This is a genomic window from Cupriavidus taiwanensis (genome assembly GCF_900250115.1).
In the GTDB taxonomy this organism is placed as follows: Bacteria; Pseudomonadota; Gammaproteobacteria; order Burkholderiales; family Burkholderiaceae; genus Cupriavidus; species Cupriavidus taiwanensis_B.
The window spans coordinates 2,490,083-2,507,349 of sequence record NZ_LT984804.1 but is presented as its reverse complement, the minus strand read 5'-3'; the positions used below and the strand labels follow the sequence as shown (position 1 = coordinate 2,507,349).

The following is a 17,267-nucleotide window of genomic DNA, read 5'->3' as shown; positions in this document are numbered from 1 at the left end:
TGATCGGCGCGCCGTTTGCCCCACTTCAGCGCTTTTGCCGCACCGCATTTGCGCATCGTCAAAAAACCCTGACATCTGCGCTTCAGCCTCGCCAAAGCGGGCCGATAGCAGGGAAAACCAAGCCCCGCCGAGATGATCGATGCCCGCCGTGTTCCTTCCCGCCGAGCGCCTGATGGCGCGCCTGAATATCCACCGCAAGCTGGCCCTGATAGCCGTGCTGTTCCTGGTGCCGCTGGTCGGCGCGCTGTCGGTGGCGCTGCGCGACGCGGCGCAGGCGCGCAGCACCACCAGCCAGGAGATACGCGGGCTGGCGGTGGTGGGGCACGCGCTCGACTTCATGCGCGAGACCCAGGTACGGCGTGGCGCCGCGCATGCGGTGCTGTCGGGCAACGCCGCCTTTCGCGCCACCTTCGACCAGGCCGATGACAAGGCGGCGGCCAGCCTGGCCGCCCTGGCGCGCAGCATTGCGCAGAATCCCGGCTTTGACCTGGAAGCCGGGATGCGACAGCTGGAGCAGGACTGGCAGCAATTGCGCGGACCCGGCCTGGGCATCGCGGCCGCGCCGCTGTTCGAGCGCCACAGTGTGCTGGTGCGGCAAACGCAGGCGTTTGTCGCCGACGTTGCCGAGCGCTCGCAACTGGCGCTGGACAGCGACACGGGCTCGTACTACCTGGTCAGCCTGCTGGCGGGCCCGATGCCGCAGCTGGCCGAGCTGAGCGCGCTCGCGCGTGGACGCGGCGCCGGCATCATCGCGCGCGGCGGCTATACGGACGCCGCGCAGCAGGCGGGCCTGGGCGCGCTGGCCGAGCAGATCCACGCGGGGCTCGATACGATACGGCGCGACATCGCGCGCGTCGGCAAGGCAGCGCCCGCTAACCGCGAGCGCATCGATGCCGCGCTGGCACGGCTGGGCGCGATCGACCGTTTCCATCGCACCCTGCAGGTGCGCATGCTGGGGGCGACCGGCATCGACATCGAAGCCAGGGCCTATTTCGACGAAGCCACCGCCGCCATCGAAGGCGTGGCGGAAGCCAGCCGCGAGTTTGCCGCGATCGCCGCCGGGATGCTGGCGCAGCGTGCCGCGGCGCAGGCGCGGCAATTTGCGTGGCTGGCCGGGATCGCGCTGGTGACGGTGGGTGCCGCGTTCTACCTGTTTGTCGGCTTCAGCCGCGGCATGCGCGCCGACGTGCGCGAGGTCGCCGCGATGGTTGCGCGCATCAATGCCGGCGACCTGAGCGTCGGGCTTGCGGTGCGCGGCCGCGACGAGCTGAGCGAGATCAAGCGGCACCTGCTGGCGCTGGCCGCGGGCTGGCGCGCGCTGATCGGCGACACCAAGGCCGGCGCGCACAACGTGCTGGCGGCGGCGGACGAGATCGCGCAGGGCAATATCGACCTGTCGCAGCGCACCGAGCAGCAGGCGTCGTCGCTCGAGCAGACCGCGGCCAGCATGGAGCAGCTGACCGCCACCGTGCAGCAGAACGCCGGCAACGCCGGGCAGGCCAGCGCGCTGGCGCGCGAAGCCACGGTCGCGGCGCGCGCCGGCGGCGACGCGGTCGGCCGCATGCAGCAGACCATGCATGCCATCGACGCCGACTCGAGGCGCATCGCCGACATCATCGCGGTGATCGACGGCATTGCCTTCCAGACCAATATCCTGGCGCTGAATGCGGCGGTGGAAGCCGCGCGCGCCGGCGAAGCCGGCCGCGGCTTTGCGGTGGTGGCGAGCGAAGTGCGCGGGCTGGCGCAGCGCACCGGCGCCTCGGCCAAGGAGATCCGCATGCTGATCTCGCAATCCGGCGAGCGCGTGGCCGCGGGCAATACCTTGGCGCTGGACGTTGCCGCGACCATGGCCGGCACCGTCGCCGCCATCGGCCGGGTCACGGCGATGATGGATGAGATCAGCCAGGCCTCGCGCGAACAGAGCAGCGGCATCGGCCAGGTCAACCAGGCGGTGGCGCAGATGGACCAGGTCACGCAGCAGAACGCCGCGCTGGTGGAGCAGGCCGCTGCCGCGGCGCAGTCCTTGCGGGAGCAGGCTCTGCAGATGCAACGGGCGGTGGCGGTGTTCCGCACCGAGGCGCAGGCGGCCTGAAGACGCTGGCGCGCGACTAGCGCAGGATTAGCGCCGCAACAGCCAGATCACGACCGAAACCACCACCGACACCAGGATGCAGGTCGTGATCGGCAGGTAGAAGCTGAAGCCGTCGCGGACGATATGGAGGTCGCCGGGCAAGCGGCCAAGGCGGCCGAACGGCAGCCTGGACAGCCAGGGCCAGGCGGCGCCGGCGGCGAGCAGCACGGCGCCCAGGATGAGGAGCAGACGTTGCATTGGATGGGGGCGCGAGGCCGTCTTTGAGGCGTTGGACCGGCGCATGGATGATTGATTCCGGCGCGCTGCGGGGCGGCTCAGTCGTTCAGCTTGCCGAAATGTTTCAGAGGTTCTGGAATGTAAATTGAAGGATGGCGCTTTTTGCATGAAATTTTCTTATCTATATGGGCGTGCCATATGGAACATTTCATGGATAAGCGGCTTACTGGAATAAGATGGCTGCATTAGGCGTTGAGGCTTGTCTTTAAAGCGGAATATTCGCCAACCCTTGGCGAATTCCGTCTCACGAGCCCACGCAGTTTCCCCGGGGTTAACGCCAATTCTTGGCCCCGAACCTCGTTGCCTAAGATTCGTTCATTCAGAGAACGTGAGTTCGCTATTAGAACAATCGCGCAGTGCGCGATTCCCAAGGCAGACGGAGACAACAGTGCCCCAATCCCTCCAAACCAAGGCTGGCGTCGCGGACGTCCAGGCCCTGATCGACGGACAGCGATTCACTGGCTATCAGTGGCTCATCCTTGTGCTTTGCTTCCTGGTGGTTGCCGTCGACGGCTTCGATACCGCCGCCATCGGGTATATCGCGCCGGCGCTGGTGCAGGACTGGAGGATCGAGAAATCGGCACTCGGGCCCGTCATGAGCGCGGCCCTGTTCGGCCTGGCCTTCGGCGCGATCGTTGCCGGTCCGATGGCCGACCGCATCGGGCGCAAGAAGGTGCTGGTGCTGTCGGTCTTGTTCTTTGGCGCCTGCAGCCTGGCCACGGCCTTTGCGCCCACGCTGGGCTGGCTGACGGTGCTGCGCTTCCTGACCGGCCTGGGCCTGGGTGCCGCCATGCCCAATGCCGTGACGCTGACCGCCGAGTTCGCGCCGCAACGTCGCCGATCCGTGCTGGTGAACACCATGTTCTGCGGCTTTCCGCTCGGCGCCGCCGCCGGAGGCTTTGTCGCTGCCGCGATGATCCCGCACTTCGGCTGGCACAGCGTGCTGCTGCTTGGCGGCATCGTGCCGCTTGCGCTCGCGCTGCTGCTGCTGGTGCTGCTGCCCGAGTCGGTACGCTACATGGTGTTGCGCAACTATCCGGCCGACCAGATCCGCCAGCTGCTGCGGCGCGTGACCGGGGCGGACGTGGGCGGGGCGAACGCCTTCATCATCGGCGAACAGGCGCCCGCCACCCGCTCCGCCATCGGCACCGTGCTGGCTCCCGGCTATCGCCTGGGTTCGGCGATGCTGTGGTGCACCTACTTCATGGGGCTGGTGATCTTCTACCTGCTCACGAGCTGGATGCCCACGCTGATGAAGGACGCCGGTTTCTCGATCCAGCACGCGTCATTCCTGACGGCGCTGTTCCCGCTCGGTGGCGGCATCGGCACCATCGCGGCCGGCTGGTTCATGGACCGCTTCAATCCGAACAAGGTGATTGCCATCACCTATGCAGCCACTGGCATGCTGATCTACGCCGTGGGGCACGGGACCGGCAGCCAGGTGCTGCTTGGCGTGCTGATCTTCCTCGCCGGCACCGCCATGAACGGCGCGCAGTCGTCGATGCCATCGCTGGCCGCGGCGTTCTACCCGACGCAAGGCCGTGCCACCGGCGTGGCGTGGATGCTTGGCATCGGCCGCTTCGGCGGCATAGCCGGGGCCTTGCTCGGCGCCGAACTGCTGCGCCAGCATCTGGGCTTCGACACCATCTTTACGCTGCTAGCCGTGCCGGCATTCGTGGCCGCCGGTGCGCTGGTGGTCAAGCATTTCAGCGGCAGTCGCGCGCCGGGTGCCAACGCCGCCGGCAGCACTGGCGTGGCGGCTCATTGAGCCTCCACTGAGCAATCAATGAGCGGCAAGCGGCCGGGCGGCGGCGCGGATGCAGTCAGCCAGCGCTTCGGCCATCGGGCTGAGGGTGCGGTCGCCGTGCCGCAGCAGGCCGATCGGTTCCTCCGTACCCTGCGTATCGAGCGCCAGCAGGATCAGCTCATCCTCTGCCACCGCACGCCGCGCGGCGGACAGTGGCGCCGCCCACACGCAGTCGCTGTTGCGGGCCAGCAGTCGTCCGAGGTAGGCATCCGACGTTTCCACGCATCCGCCCGGCAGGGGCAGGCCGTGTCGGGCGAGCAGGCTTTCGGTGTTGTGGCGGGGGATCGAGCCCGCGGCGGGAATCACCAGCGGCCATGCCAGCACGTCCAGCAAGGTCGGCCGCGAGAAGGCGGCAAGAGGATGCCCGGGGCGTACCGCCAGGGCCAGCGAGTCCGGGCCGAGCGATTCGAACCACAGGCTTTCCATGGCAACCGGGTCGTCCATCCGGCCAATGACCAGATCCAGCACGTCGGCCTTGAGCTGGTCGATCAGGCTGCGGTTCATGCCGGTGTGGACGGCAAGCCCGACCTCGGGGTGCGCGGCGCGGAAGCGCAGCAAGGCATCGGTCAGCACCGCCGGGACGACGCTGGGCAGTGCGCCCAGCCGGATGCGCTCCTGCGGCTGCGCCTGCTCGCCAGCCATGCTGTCGGCCGCCGCGTCGATATCCGCGAGGATGCGCAGGGCGTGGCGCAGGAAGCGCGTGCCGGCGGTGGTCAGTTCCGTGCCCGCGCGCTGGCGCACCAGCAGGCGTGTGCCGGTGAGCTCCTCCAGCTCGCTCAGGGTCTTGGACACGGCCGGCTGCGTCAGCCCCAGGCGGTCAGCGGCGCGGCCCACGTGCTGGGTCTGCGACACCGCGACGAAGCAATAGAGGTGCCGCAGCCGCACGCGGTTGCGGAAGATTTCGAGCGCGGGCTGGGCGGGGGATTTCATGTAGAAAAGTTATCGTAAATCTTAAAAATCTCAATTTACATGACTTTATGCGGTGCTTAAAGTCAGTGCCATGCCAACCACAAGGAGACTGCCCAATGAACCGCCTTGCCCAGTATCGCCGTCCCTACTGGGACACCCAGCCCGAATACCGCTTCGACCCCTACGCTTCCACGCAGAAGCGCTCGCCTTGCCAGCCGCTGATCGCGCTGCCGCAGTCGCTGTCCGAAGTGACCGGTCCCACTTTCGGCGCCGAGTTCGTCCGCGAAGGCGATAACGACCTGACCGTCGGCCACGGCGGCGAGCCCATCGGCGAGCGCATCCTCGTGACCGGCCGCGTGCTCGACGAGAACGGCCGGCCGGTGCCGAACGCGCTGATCGAGGTGTGGCAGGCCAACGCCGCCGGCCGCTACGTGCACAAGCGCGACCAGCATGACGCCCCGCTGGATCCGCATTTCTGCGGCGAGGGCCGCACCGTCACCGACGCCAACGGGCACTACCGGTTCAAGACCATCAAGCCCGGCGCCTATCCCTGGCGCAACCACCACAATGCCTGGCGGCCGCAGCATATCCATTTCTCGCTGTTCGGCAACGCCTACGCCACGCGGCTGGTGACGCAGATGTACTTCCCCGGCGATCCGCTGCTGCCGTTCGACCCGATCTTCAACTGCGTGCCGGACCAGAAGGCGCGCGACCGGCTCATCGCCAGCCTCGACTGGGAGACCACCCAGCCCGAATACGCGCTCGGCTACCGTTTCGATATCGTGCTGCGTGGCCGCGATGCCACGCCGATGGAGTAAGACCATGCTTTATGCCACCGCATCCCAGACCGTCGGTCCTTACCTCCATATCGGCCTGAGCGGGCTGAACTGCGCCGACCTGACCGCCAGCGCACCGGCACTGGCCGGCCAGCGCATCGTGATCGAAGGCCGCGTCACCGACGGCAATGGCGAGCCCGTGCCGGACGGCATGGTCGAGATCTGGCAGGCCAATCCCGCCGGCCGCTACCGCCACGCCGAAGACACGCGCGAGCTGCCGCTGGTGCCCGGCTTTACCGGCTTCGGCCGCGTCCCGACCGAGGCTGACGGCGCGTTCCGCTTCGTCACCGTCAAGCCGGGCGCCGTGCCCGGTGCCGACGGCCGGCCGCAGGCGCCGCACATCATGGTGTCGGTGTTCATGCGCGGGCTGGTCAAGCACGTCGCCACGCGCATGTACTTCCCGGACGAGGCCGCGGCCAATGGCGCCGACCCGGTGCTGGCGCTGGTGCCGGCCGAGCGGCGCGGCACGCTGGTCGGCAACGATGCCGGCAACGGCACGCTGCGCTGGGACATCGTGCTGCAAGGCCCGGACGAGACGGTGTTCTTCGATATCTGAAATGCTGTGCCGGCAGCCGGGGAGGCTCCCGCGCCGCCGGCGGCAGACGCATAATCAGGCGGTCGTCATCGCCACGACCCCTACCGATCGCCCCCATGCCAACCGTCACGCGTCTTACCGATCCCATGTTCGGCAGCCCCGCGGTGCTGGAGATCTTCTCCGACGCCGGCACCGTGCAACGCATGCTCGCCGTCGAGGCCGCGCTCGCGCGCGCCGAAGCGCAATGTGGCGTGGTCCCGGCCGGTGCCGCGACCGCCATCACCGAAGTCTGTGGCGACGTCGGCGCCATCGACCGCGATGCGCTGGCGCACGCCGCGATCGCCGCCGGCAATCTCGCCATTCCCTTCGTCAAGCAACTGACCGCCGCGGTGGCGGCGCGCGATGCCGATGCGGCGCGCTTCGTGCACTGGGGCGCCACCAGCCAGGACATCATCGACACCGCGCTGGTGCTCCAGCTCGGCGACGCGCTGCGCGTGCTCGCTACCGACCTGGTACGCCTGGGCGAAGCCTGCGCCGCGCTGGCCAGCGCGCATCGCGGCACGCCGATGGTGGCGCGCACCTGGCTGCAGCATGCACTGCCGACCACCTTTGGCTGCAAGGCCGCCGGCTGGCTCGACGCGCTGCGCCGCGACCTCGCCCGCCTTGACGCGGCGCGCGCGCAGGCCCACGCGCTGCAGTTCGGCGGCGCCGCGGGCACGCTTGCCAGCCTCGGCGACGCCGCGCCCAATGTAGTCGCCGCACTAGCCCGCGAGCTGGGACTGGCCGCACCCGTGCTGCCGTGGCATGCGCATCGTGACCGCATGGTCGAGGTTGCCACCACGCTCGGCATGCTGACCGGCACGCTCGGCAAGATGGCACGCGACATCTCGCTGCTGATGCAGACCGAGGTGGCGGAAGTGGCCGAGCCCGCCGGACCCGGCCGCGGCGGTTCCAGCACCATGCCGCACAAGCGCAATCCGGTCGGCTGCGCGGCGGTGCTGACGGCATCGGTGCGCATGCCGCCGCTGGTGGCCACCATGCTGTCCGGCATGGTGCAGGAACACGAGCGCGCGCTTGGGGGCTGGCAAGCAGAATGGGACACGCTGCCGCAGATCGTCACGCTGGCCGCGGGCGCACTGCGCCAGATGGGCGAAGTCGTGGCGGGGCTGCAGGTCGATGCGGCGCGCATGCGTGACAATCTCGATCTCACGCACGGGCTGATCCTCGGCGAGGCCGCGATGCTGGCGCTGGGTGCCTGCATTGGCCGCTTGCCGGCGCACAAGCTGGTGGAGAACGCCTCGCGGCGCGCGGTGGAGCAGGGCACGAGCCTGCGCGACGCGTTGGCGGCGATGCTGCGCGAAGATCCCGCGCATGCCGGATTGCTGGATGCGGCCACACTGGACCGGCTGGCCGACCCGGCCAATTATGCGGGGCAGTCGGTGCAGTTCGCGGATGCCGCGGTGGCGGCGTGGCGGGAAGCGGTGGCGAAGCATTAGTGTGCAATCCGCACGACCGTCCCCTGTGTCTGCTTCACTTGGGGCTGACTGCGGGGTTGCCGGGTTGCCGCGTATTGGCAAGGCGGTACGTCGTGGTGGCGCCGGCCCTCTCCCCCCGGCCCCTCTCCCGCGCGCGGGAGAGGGGAGCAAACCGGCCGGTTTGCTGAGGTCATCGAACTGGCCCTCACCTGTCGTGAACGCTCCCCTCTCCCGCTTGCGGGAGAGGGGTGGGGGAGAGGGCAGGCGTCTGCCATTCCGACGCGCGCGAAATTCACTAATCACCAACATCCAGGGAGACCCCCTTGCCTTATCTAGACCACGCCGGCGCCCGCCTCTTCTACACCGTCGACGGCCCCGAAGCCGCACCAGCCATCGTCTTCTCCAACTCGCTCGGGACCGACCACACCATGTGGGAGCCGCAGGCCGCCGCGCTGGCCGGGCGCTTTCGCGTGGTGCGCTACGACACGCGCGGGCACGGCCTTTCGACCGCAGCCGGCGATGCCTTCACGGTTGAGCAGCTCGGTCAGGATGTGATCGCAATCCTGGACGCATTGGCCATCGGCCAGGCCGTGTTCTGTGGCCTGTCGATGGGCGGCCTGACGGGGATGTGGCTGGGCATCCATGCGCCCGAGCGCTTTTCGCGCATCGTGCTGGCCAATACCGCCGCAAAGATCGGCAACGCGGAGGGATGGAACGCGCGCATCGACACCGTCCTGCGCGATGGCATGGGCGTGATGGTCGCGCCCTCGGTCGAGCGTTGGTTTACCCCCGGGTTTGCCGCCACGGCAGACCGCGCGCTGGAAGGCCTGCGCAGCGTGCTGGCAGGGCTCGATCCTCGCGGCTATGCGGCCAGTTGCGCGGCGGTGCGCGACGCCGACTTCCGCGAGTCGGTGTCGTCGATCACGGTGCCGGTGCTGGTCATCGCCGGCAGCCACGACCCATCGACCACCGCGCAGGAGGGCCGCGCGCTGGCCGATGCGATTCCCGGTGCGCGTTTTATCGAATTGCCTGCCGCGCATATCTCCAGCTTCGAGCAGCCGGGTCGCTTCAACGCGGCACTGATCGATTTCGTGCGCGGACGCCTGCCCGTGAGCGACGACCACGCTCGCTACGACGCCGGCCTGTCCGTGCGGCGCGAGGTGCTCGGCAGCGCCCACGTCGATCGTTCGCTGGCGCACCTGACCCCGCTCAACGAGGAATTCCAGAACCTGATCACGCGCTATGCCTGGGGCGAGATCTGGACGCGCGAGGGTCTGCCGCGCCATACGCGCAGCCTGCTGACCATCGCCATGATGGTGGCGCTGAACCGCTCGGAAGAACTGAAGCTGCATCTGCGCGCAGCCGCCAACAACGGCGTGACGCGCGACGAGATCAAGGAAGTGCTGTTGCAGACGGCGATCTATTGCGGCGTGCCGGCGGCGAATTCGGCCTTCCACATGGCTGAGGAAGTCTTCGACGCGATGGACCGGATGGCCAAGCCATCCTGATCCATCAGCCCACCGCAAACGCCGGCAGTCGCGCCCGCCCCGATTGCCGGAACTCCGTGGGCGCCTGACCTACCCGCCGCGCGAAAAAGCGCGAGAAGTACGCCGCATCGGAGAAGCCGAGCGACAGCGCGATGTGCTTGATTTCCAGGTCGCCGAAGAGCAGGTCGCGCTGCGCTTCGGCGAGCACGCGCGCGTGGATCATCTGCAGGGCGGACCGGCCCGAGGCCTGGCGGCACACGCGGTTGAGCTGCGTGGGCGTGATGCCGATTGCGCCGGCGTAGTAGCCGATCTCCTTTTGCTCGCGGTAGTCCGATTCCAGCAGTTGCTGGAAGTGCTGGAAATGCCGCGCCGGGCGGCTGCTGCTGCGCGCGGCCGCCGGTTGCGCGGCATTGGCCAGCCGCGCAATGCCGATCAGCACCAGCGTCAGCAGTGCCGACAGCGACGCCCCGCGCCAGGCGGACACGGCTTCCATCTCTCCACGAAACAGCGCCAGCGCGTCCGCCAGCGCATGACCGCGCCGCACGCGGTCGTGACGCGGGTGAGCGAACAGCGACAGTGCATCCGGCACACCCGCCAGCAGCGTGCGCAGGTGGCTGTCGGTCATGGTGACAACCATGCCGTCAGTGTCCGGCGTAAACACGAAGCCGTGGATGTGCCGCGGCGGCATGGTCACCAGCGAGCCGCCGCGCAACGGCTCGCGGCGCTCTTCGAGCAGGGCTTCGCCGCCACCCGCATGGATGTACAGAATTTGCAGGAAGCGCTCATGCCGGTGGGGCTTGATCTCCCACCCGTGCAGCCGGCTGCGCGCGGCGATGGACTCGAAATGCAGCTGATCGGACAGCGGCTCGGACGAATTCACGCCGTACAGGGAGTAGGTCGGGACAGGTTTCACAGGGGGCGTCGGTGTTTACCAGCAATGTTCCGATTGTCCTGTCATCGGTTCGGTCTGTCCATTCCGTAGCGGAGCTCCGGCGACTATCGTTAGCGCCGGTAGATCGCTATCCACAAGGAGACAAGACATGCGCACCCAGGTTGCCATCATCGGCGCCGGCCCCGCCGGCCTGTTGCTCGGGCAGTTGCTCGCCAAGGCGGGCATCGACAACGTCATCGTCGAGCAACGCAGTCCGGAATACGTACTGGGGCGCATCCGCGCCGGCATCCTGGAGAGTGTGACCGTCGATGCGCTGGACCGCGCGGGCGTGGCGTCGCGGCTGCATAAGGAAGGACTGGTGCACGACGGCATCGAGCTGTCGTTCGATGGCCAGCGGCATCGCATCGACCTGCATGCGCTGGTCGGGCGCAGCGTGACCGTCTACGGCCAGACCGAGGTCACACGCGACCTGATGGCGGCACGGCACGAAGCGGGCATCGCCACGGTCTACGAGGCGCAGGATGTCAGCGTGCATGACTTCGACGGTACGAGTCCGGTGGTCCGCTATCGCAAGGACGGCGTTGCGCACGAGATCCGCTGTGACTACATCGCCGGCTGCGACGGCTTCCATGGCGTCAGCCGCCAGAGCGTGCCGCCTACCGCCACGCAGGTGTTCGAGCGCGTCTATCCGTTCGGCTGGCTTGGCATGCTCTCGGACACACCGCCGGTGGCGGACGAACTGATCTACGCCAGCCACGAACGCGGCTTTGCGCTGTGCAGCATGCGCTCGCGCACGCGTAGCCGCTACTACGTACAGGTGCCGTCGAGCGAGCGTGTGGAGGACTGGTCTGATGACCGCTTCTGGGACGAATTGCGCAGCCGCCTTGATCCGCAATCCGCGCAGTCGCTGGTGACCGGTCCGAGCATCGAGAAGAGCATCGCGCCATTGCGCAGCTTTGTGTGCGAGCCGATGCGCTTCGGCAGCCTGTTCCTGGCCGGCGATGCCGCGCATATCGTGCCGCCTACCGGCGCCAAGGGGCTGAACCTGGCGGCCAGCGACGTGCTGACCCTGGCCGACGGGCTGATCGCCGCCTACCGGCATGACGACAAGCGCGAGCTGTGTGCCTATTCGGCGCGCTGCCTGCGCCGCATCTGGAAGGCCGAGCGCTTTTCATGGTGGCTGACTTCGCTGATGCATCGCTTCCCGGATGCGGATCCGTTCTCGTTGCGGATGCAGCGGGCCGAGCTGGACTATCTGGTGGGGTCGGAGCCGGCGTCGCGGATGCTGGCGGAGAACTATGCAGGCTTGCCTTATTGAAAAAAGAGATTGAAAAATGGAGGTGCGGCCAGCACGGGGGACGGGTCGCTGACGGCGGCAGCCGCATCTGGCGCGCGAGCCTGGGAGGCGGCGCTAAGCGGCCAGCGTGACCGCGCCCGGAGCCATCGCCTCGACTGCCGGCAGCGCGTCCGCTACGACCCCGCCGACCAGCACCACCGCCGGGCTTGCCATCCCGGCTGCGAGCGCTTCGGCGAGCGTGCCCAGGGAACCGGTCCAGCTGCGCGCGTGCTCGGTGCCGGCGTGCATCACCACCGCCGCCGGCGTGCCGGACGCCATGCCGGCGGCAAGCAGCCCGTCGCGGATCGCGGCGATGCGGCTCATGCCCATGTAGATCACCAGCGTGGTGCCGCCGCGCGCCAGCGCGTGCCAGTCGGGCGAGCCGTCGGCACTGGTATGGCCGGTGACGAAGGTCACGCCGTGGCAGTGCGCGCGATGGGTCAGCGCAATGCCCAGCGCCTGCGCGGCGGCCATACCGCTGCTGATGCCGTTGACGATCTCGACCTGCAGCCCGTGGCTGCGCAGGAACGCGGCTTCTTCGCCGCCGCGCCCGAACAGCAGCGGATCGCCGCCCTTGACGCGCGCCACCGCGCGGCCGGCCAGCGCGTGCTGCAGCGTCAGCTGCTGGATGCGCTGCTGGCTCACCGAGCAGCGCCCGCCGCGCTTGCCGACCCACTCCACATGGGTGCCCGGGCTGGCATAGCCGGCCATCTCCGGCGAGACCAGGTCATCGACCAGCCAGACCTCTGCCGCGGCCAGCGCGCGCATGGCGCGTACCGTGACCAGGTCCGGGCTGCCAGGGCCGACGCCGACCAGCCAGACCTTGCCGGGCTTCAGCGGTGCTTGCATGTTTGACTCCTGCAATGGGATCTCGCCACGCGCTCAGTGGCTGGTGCCGGCCGAGCGCGTGGTCTTGTTGAATACGTTGTACTTGCCGATGGGCTTGTCCATCGGCAGGCGCCTGACCTCCTGCAAGGTGGCGGCGTCATACACCACGATGGCGCCGTCGCGCTCCATCAGGCTGACCAGCGCGTAGCGCCCGTCGCGCGTGAATTCGACATGCGCGGCGGTGCGACCGGGACTGGGCGTGACGCTACCGACCACGCGCAGGCTTTGCTTGTCGATGACCTGCAGGGTGTCGCGCCGGGCGCTCATCATGGCGTCGGCCCAGGCGTACGGCGTGCGCTCGTGGCTGCGCAGGAAGAAGCCCGGGCCGTTGGTCGGCACCGTGGCGACGGTGTGCCAGTCCTGCATGTCGATCACCGTGATGCGCCCCTGGCCGAGATCGGGCGAGGCCATCACTTCACGGCCATCGCGCTGCCAGGTGATGCCGCTGCCGAGGTGCGGCATGCCGCCCAGCGCCAGCGATGCCACCTTGCGCCCGCGCTCCAGGTCTATCACCTGCCCGCCACCCTGGCGCGAGGCGCCCAGGATATGGCGGTACGGCTGGTCGAAGAAGAAATCGTCGAGCACCTCGTCCAGCGCGATCGCGCGCGGCCGCAGCAGGGCGGAAGACGGCAGCGGCGCGCCCACCGCGTCGGCGTAAGGAAGCTCCCAGACCTCGGGGATATCCTTCAGCGCGGCGATAAAGCTGTGGCGCGGCGCGGCATCGTAGACCGCGGATACGCGCGAATGCCCGCCGTTGCGCCCGGCGACCTCGATCACCCGCGCCAGCGACAAGTCATCGGCATGCAGCAGCACCAGCGTGCGCGGCAGCGTGTTGCCGGCCAGCACCCAGCGTCCGTCATCGCTGACCGCCACGTTGCGCGTGTTGACGCCGACCCGGATCTCGGCGACATAAACCAGGTTCCACAGGTCGTACTTGCTGACCCAGCCGTCGCGGCTGGCCATGTAGACATAGCGGCCGTCGCGGCTGAACTTGGGCCCGCCATGCAGCGCGAAGCGCGTGGCAAGGCGATGGATTGGCACCAGCCGGTCGCCGTCGAGCACGGTCATGTGATGGCTCCCCGCCTCCACCACGACGAACAGGTTCTGCGGGTCGGCGCTGAACACCGGCCGCGCCGGCAGGCTGGCGGGCGCGTGGTGCACGATATGGCTGGCGCGGATGGCCCGCTCGTCCCACTGCGGCGCGGCGGCGGGCGCGGCACGCAGCCAGCGTGCCAGTGCCTGCAGTTCGGCCGCATCCAGCGTGCCCGCGAACGCCGGCATCTGCGTGGCGGCACGGCCGTCGCGCAGCACCGCGTCGAGCTCGCCGGCGCGCAGGCGCTCCAGGCTTTCCGGCAGCAGCGCCGGGCCCATCGCGCCGAGGCGGTCGGCGCCATGGCAGGCGGCGCAGTGCTGGCCGTAGAGCGCGGCCGGGTCGGCGGCGGATTGGGCTGCGGATGCGCCGGCGGGTGCGGCTCGCGCGAGCCAGACCAGCGCCAGCACGCCCAGCCATCGGATCAGGGCCGTCATGCCGCGATCTCCACGTCCGGCGCGTGCGCGATCTCGGCGTCGCTCAGGTAGCAGCCGGGATCCTCGGCCCACGGATTGCCGGTCAGCGCAAAGGCGCGCACGCGCGTATTGCCGTTGCAGATGGCGCGGTGCGCGCAGCCCGCGCAGCGTCCCTGCAGCGGACGGGGAGTGCTGGCCAGGCCCGCCATCAGCGGCTCGGCGCGGTCGGCCCAGATCTCGCCGAACGGCCGCTGGCGCACATTGCCCAGCGTCACGTGCCACCACATCGTATCGGGATGGACGTTGCCGAGATTGTCGATATTGGCCACGCCGACGCCGGTGGCGTTGCCGCCCCAGCGCTCCAGCCGCCGGCGCATGTCGGCGACGCGGTGCGGAAAGCGGCTGGCGATCCAGTACAGCAGGTACACGCCATCGGCGTCGTTGTTGCCGGTGACGAAGTCGCCCGCGTGCCCCTGGCGCGCGCGCTCCCAGACGTGGTCGAACAGCCAGTCGAGCGCGGCGCGGGTGCGCGCGTGGCGCGCGTCGTCGGCGCGATGGCTGCGCGCGCGCCCGGCATAGTTGAAGTGCGACAGGTAGAACTTGTCGATGCCTTCGCGCCCGGCCAGCGCCACCAGCTCGGGCAGCTGCGCCGCGTTGGCTTCGGTCAGCGTCATGCGCACGCCCACGCGCAGCCCGGCCGCGCGCGCCGTGCGCAGTCCCGCCAGCGCCTGCGCGAAGGCGCCGTCGTGGCGGCGGAAGCGGTCATGCGTGGCGGGCAGGCCGTCGAGGCTGACACCGACGTAGTCGAAACCCGCCGCCGCCAGCCGTGCCGCGTGGCCGGCATCGAGCAGCGTGCCGTTGGACGACAGCGACAGGTGGAAGCCGAGCGCGCGCGCGTGCCCGGCAAGCTCGTACAGGTCGGGTCGCAGCAGCGGCTCGCCGCCGGACAGGATCAGCGCCGGCACGCGCGCCTCGCGCAGCTGGCCCAGCACGTCCAGCGCTTCGGCGGTATCGAGCTCGCCCTTGAAGTCGGTGTCGGCGGAGGTGGCGTAGCAGTGTCGGCAGTTCAGGTTGCAGCGGCGGATCAGATTCCAGATCACCACCGGGCCGGCGGCCTGGCGCGGCGGCGGCAGCGGGCCGTCATCGCGCAGGGCTTCCATGAAGCGGGACAGGCGGAACATGGGTGGGGCTTCCTGTTGGTTTCTATTGGTCGGGGTTGGGGTTCGCGCCGGGTGGCGGCAGCCGCAGCCCGGTTTTCTTCAGCACGCGGGTGGACCACAGCACGTCGTGCGCGCGGCAGGCGTCGCCCAGCAGTGCCGCGATCGCGGCGACCTGCGGCGCGGCCTCTGCGCGCGAGCGGGCATGGACCATCGCGAACAGGTTGTAGGGCCAGTGCGGCAAGCGGCGCGGACGCCGGTAGCAATGGCTGACAAAGGGCAGGGCGCCGACGCGCGCGCCGAGCGCATCGATGCTGGCGTCGTCGACATCCCATACGGTCATGCCGTTGGCGCGCCAGCCGAGGCGGTAGTGGTTGGGCACGGCGGCGATGCGGCGCAGCACGCCGCGCGCCTGCATCGCCGCCAGCCGCGCTATCACTTCCGCCTCGGTCAGGCCGAGTCCGGCGGCGACCGCGGCGTAGGGGGCCGATACCAGCGGCAGGCCGGCCTGGGTGGCGCGGATCAGCGCCAGGTCAGTGGGGTCGGTAGCGGCGACAGCGTCGGGCATCAGGCGGGCAGATAGAGGTTGACGAAGAACTCGCGTTCCTTGGGAAACGGCAACACCTCGACGCCGGCCGCCGCGGCGATGCGCGCAAGCACCGGCGCGACCTGCTCAGGCAGCGCCACCGCCAGCACGAACCACAGGTTCAGGTGGTGGGTGCGCGCATAGTGGTGCGCGACCTCGGGGTGGGCGTTGATGGCGGCGATGATGGCTTCCATCCGTGCCGCCGGCGCATGGCAGGCGCACAACACGAAGCTGCCACCCGCCCGCTCGACCTGGTACAGCGGGCCGAAGCGCGTCAGCACGCCGCCGGCCAGCAGCGCGCGCAGCCGCTCCAGCAGCACGGCCTCGGTGATGCCGAGCGCCGCGGCGGCTTCGGCGTACGGACGCGGCACCAGTGGCAGGCCGCGCTGCAGGGCGTTGATGATGCGGCGGTCGAGCGCATCGAGTCGATCGACCGCATCGGGGGAAACGGATGGATCGATGGCGTCGCAGGAGGTGCCGGTGGTTGTCATGCCGGCACCTGGGTGGCGTAGCGCGTGCCGCGCTGCTTGTAGCAATGCGTGCCGACCAGCACCGTGCCCGGCACCTGCTCCAGGCCGGCGGCGGCGCGGACCTGCGCCAGTGCGGGCTGCAGGTCCTGCGCGCTGCGGGCGTGGATCATCGCGAACAGGTTGTAGGGCCAGTCCGGCAGCCGGCGCTCGCGCCGGTAGCACAGGGTCACGCGCGGCTGCCGCGCCAGCCGCGCGCCGATGGCATCGACGCGGGCGTCCGGCACGTCCCAGACACACATGGCGTTGTGGCGGTAGCCGAAGCGCCCGTGGCGCAGCACCACCCCCAGGCGCCGGATCACACCCTGCGCCGACCATTGCGCCAGCCGCTCGAGCACCTGCGGCACGCCCAGGCGCGCCTGCCTGGCCAGCGCATGGAACGGGCGCGGCGTCAGCGGCAGGCCGGCTTCCAGCGCGGCGACCAGGCGCCAGGCATCGTCGTCCAGCGCCAGCGCGGTGGCCGGCGCCGCCAGCCCGGCGGACCGGCGCGGGCGGGTGCCGTGCTGGCGCGCCAGCGGAAAGCCCAGGTCGATGTGGTACTCGCGTGCCATCGGCAGGTCCAGCGGCGCCAGGCCGGTGAGGTCGCCGATCGACGCCAGCGTGGCATCGAGCATGCCGCGCTCGCGCGCGCCCGCGACAAACCACAGGTTGTACCGGTGGCCGCTGCGCGCGTAGTTGTGGCTGACCGCCGCGCAGGCGCTGACGCGCGCCGCCACGCGGTCCAGCTGCGCCGCCGGCACCGACAGGGCGCCCAGCGTGCTGACGCCGATCACATTCGGCGCGAACACCGCGCCGACGCGGCTGATGCGTCCGGTGCCGAGATCGCGCGCCAGCAGGGTCAGCAACGCGTGCTCGCACAGCCCGGCTTTCGCGGCCAGCGCCTGGTAGGGCCGCGGCTGCAGCGGGAAACCGCGCTGCAGCTGGTCATAGAGGCTTTGCTCGTTGAACATGACAGGCC

General features: G+C 69.6%; 16 protein-coding genes. 7 read left to right on the top strand and 9 right to left on the bottom strand.

The window, feature by feature from the left end; translation table 11 throughout:
• Window positions 1–139 precede the first annotated feature (139 nt).
• Window positions 140–2,092, top strand: a complete 1,953-nt coding sequence (locus CBM2586_RS27830) for a methyl-accepting chemotaxis protein (protein ID WP_115691068.1) — start codon at window positions 140–142, stop codon at window positions 2,090–2,092.
• Between the two features lie 27 nt (window positions 2,093–2,119).
• On the opposite strand, the gene CBM2586_RS27825 is transcribed toward CBM2586_RS27830, so the two are convergent.
• Entirely contained in the window at window positions 2,120–2,329 is a 210-nt protein-coding gene (locus CBM2586_RS27825; RefSeq protein ID WP_115691066.1) for a DUF2905 domain-containing protein, read from the bottom strand.
• A 427-nt stretch (window positions 2,330–2,756) separates the two neighbouring features.
• On the opposite strand from CBM2586_RS27825, the gene CBM2586_RS27820 reads away from it, so the two are divergent.
• Window positions 2,757–4,136, top strand: a complete 1,380-nt coding sequence (locus tag CBM2586_RS27820; protein WP_115691064.1) for an MFS transporter — start codon at window positions 2,757–2,759, stop codon at window positions 4,134–4,136.
• Window positions 4,137–4,151: 15 nt separating this feature from the next.
• Here the strand turns inward: CBM2586_RS27820 and CBM2586_RS27815 are convergent, their stop codons facing one another.
• Window positions 4,152–5,105, bottom strand: coding sequence for a LysR substrate-binding domain-containing protein (locus CBM2586_RS27815; protein ID WP_115691062.1), 954 nt, complete (start codon window positions 5,103–5,105; stop codon window positions 4,152–4,154).
• Window positions 5,106–5,200: 95 nt separating this feature from the next.
• Here CBM2586_RS27815 and pcaH point away from each other — a divergent pair, with 95 nt between their 5' ends.
• The 4 genes from pcaH (at window position 5,201) to pcaD (ending at window position 9,438) form a co-directional block, all read left to right on the top strand.
• Window positions 5,201–5,902, top strand: coding sequence for a protocatechuate 3,4-dioxygenase subunit beta (gene pcaH, locus CBM2586_RS27810; RefSeq protein ID WP_115691060.1), 702 nt, complete (start codon window positions 5,201–5,203; stop codon window positions 5,900–5,902).
• Window positions 5,903–5,906: 4 nt separating this feature from the next.
• Window positions 5,907–6,476: a protocatechuate 3,4-dioxygenase subunit alpha gene (pcaG, locus tag CBM2586_RS27805; RefSeq protein ID WP_115666115.1), complete on the top strand. Its 570-nt coding sequence runs from the start codon at window positions 5,907–5,909 to the stop codon at window positions 6,474–6,476.
• Window positions 6,477–6,571: 95 nt separating this feature from the next.
• Complete coding sequence (locus tag CBM2586_RS27800) at window positions 6,572–7,951, top strand: 3-carboxy-cis,cis-muconate cycloisomerase (RefSeq protein ID WP_115691058.1); 1,380 nt, start codon at window positions 6,572–6,574, stop codon at window positions 7,949–7,951.
• A 302-nt stretch (window positions 7,952–8,253) separates the two neighbouring features.
• Window positions 8,254–9,438 (top strand): 3-oxoadipate enol-lactonase, encoded by a 1,185-nt coding sequence (gene pcaD, locus CBM2586_RS27795; RefSeq protein WP_115691056.1) that lies wholly within the window; start codon window positions 8,254–8,256, stop codon window positions 9,436–9,438.
• Window positions 9,439–9,442: 4 nt separating this feature from the next.
• Here the strand turns inward: pcaD and CBM2586_RS27790 are convergent, their stop codons facing one another.
• The gene (locus CBM2586_RS27790; protein ID WP_115691054.1) at window positions 9,443–10,330 is read right to left on the bottom strand and encodes a helix-turn-helix domain-containing protein; all 888 of its coding nucleotides are present in this window, start codon (window positions 10,328–10,330) and stop codon (window positions 9,443–9,445) included.
• Between the two features lie 127 nt (window positions 10,331–10,457).
• Here CBM2586_RS27790 and pobA point away from each other — a divergent pair, with 127 nt between their 5' ends.
• A complete protein-coding gene (gene pobA, locus CBM2586_RS27785) occupies window positions 10,458–11,627 on the top strand; it encodes a 4-hydroxybenzoate 3-monooxygenase (protein ID WP_115691052.1) in 1,170 nt (389 codons plus the stop codon).
• A gap of 93 nt (window positions 11,628–11,720) precedes the next feature.
• Here the strand turns inward: pobA and cobA are convergent, their stop codons facing one another.
• The 6 genes from cobA to CBM2586_RS27755 are packed head-to-tail and all read right to left on the bottom strand — an operon-like array spanning window position 11,721 to window position 17,259.
• Window positions 11,721–12,494, bottom strand: coding sequence for a uroporphyrinogen-III C-methyltransferase (cobA, locus tag CBM2586_RS27780; protein ID WP_115691050.1), 774 nt, complete (start codon window positions 12,492–12,494; stop codon window positions 11,721–11,723).
• Window positions 12,495–12,527: 33 nt separating this feature from the next.
• A complete protein-coding gene (locus CBM2586_RS27775) occupies window positions 12,528–14,060 on the bottom strand; it encodes a nitrite reductase (RefSeq protein ID WP_115691048.1) in 1,533 nt (510 codons plus the stop codon).
• The gene (gene nirJ, locus CBM2586_RS27770) at window positions 14,057–15,220 is read right to left on the bottom strand and encodes a heme d1 biosynthesis radical SAM protein NirJ (RefSeq protein WP_115691046.1); all 1,164 of its coding nucleotides are present in this window, start codon (window positions 15,218–15,220) and stop codon (window positions 14,057–14,059) included. The genes CBM2586_RS27775 and nirJ overlap by 4 nt, the downstream gene beginning before the upstream one ends.
• A gap of 22 nt (window positions 15,221–15,242) precedes the next feature.
• A complete protein-coding gene (locus CBM2586_RS27765; RefSeq protein WP_115666123.1) occupies window positions 15,243–15,764 on the bottom strand; it encodes a siroheme decarboxylase subunit beta in 522 nt (173 codons plus the stop codon).
• Complete coding sequence (locus CBM2586_RS27760) at window positions 15,764–16,273, bottom strand: Lrp/AsnC family transcriptional regulator (protein ID WP_231942679.1); 510 nt, start codon at window positions 16,271–16,273, stop codon at window positions 15,764–15,766. Before CBM2586_RS27760 ends, CBM2586_RS27765 begins: the two co-directional genes overlap by 1 nt.
• A complete protein-coding gene (locus CBM2586_RS27755) occupies window positions 16,270–17,259 on the bottom strand; it encodes a siroheme decarboxylase subunit beta (protein ID WP_115691044.1) in 990 nt (329 codons plus the stop codon). Before CBM2586_RS27755 ends, CBM2586_RS27760 begins: the two co-directional genes overlap by 4 nt.
• Between the last annotated feature and the right edge of the window lie 8 nt (window positions 17,260–17,267).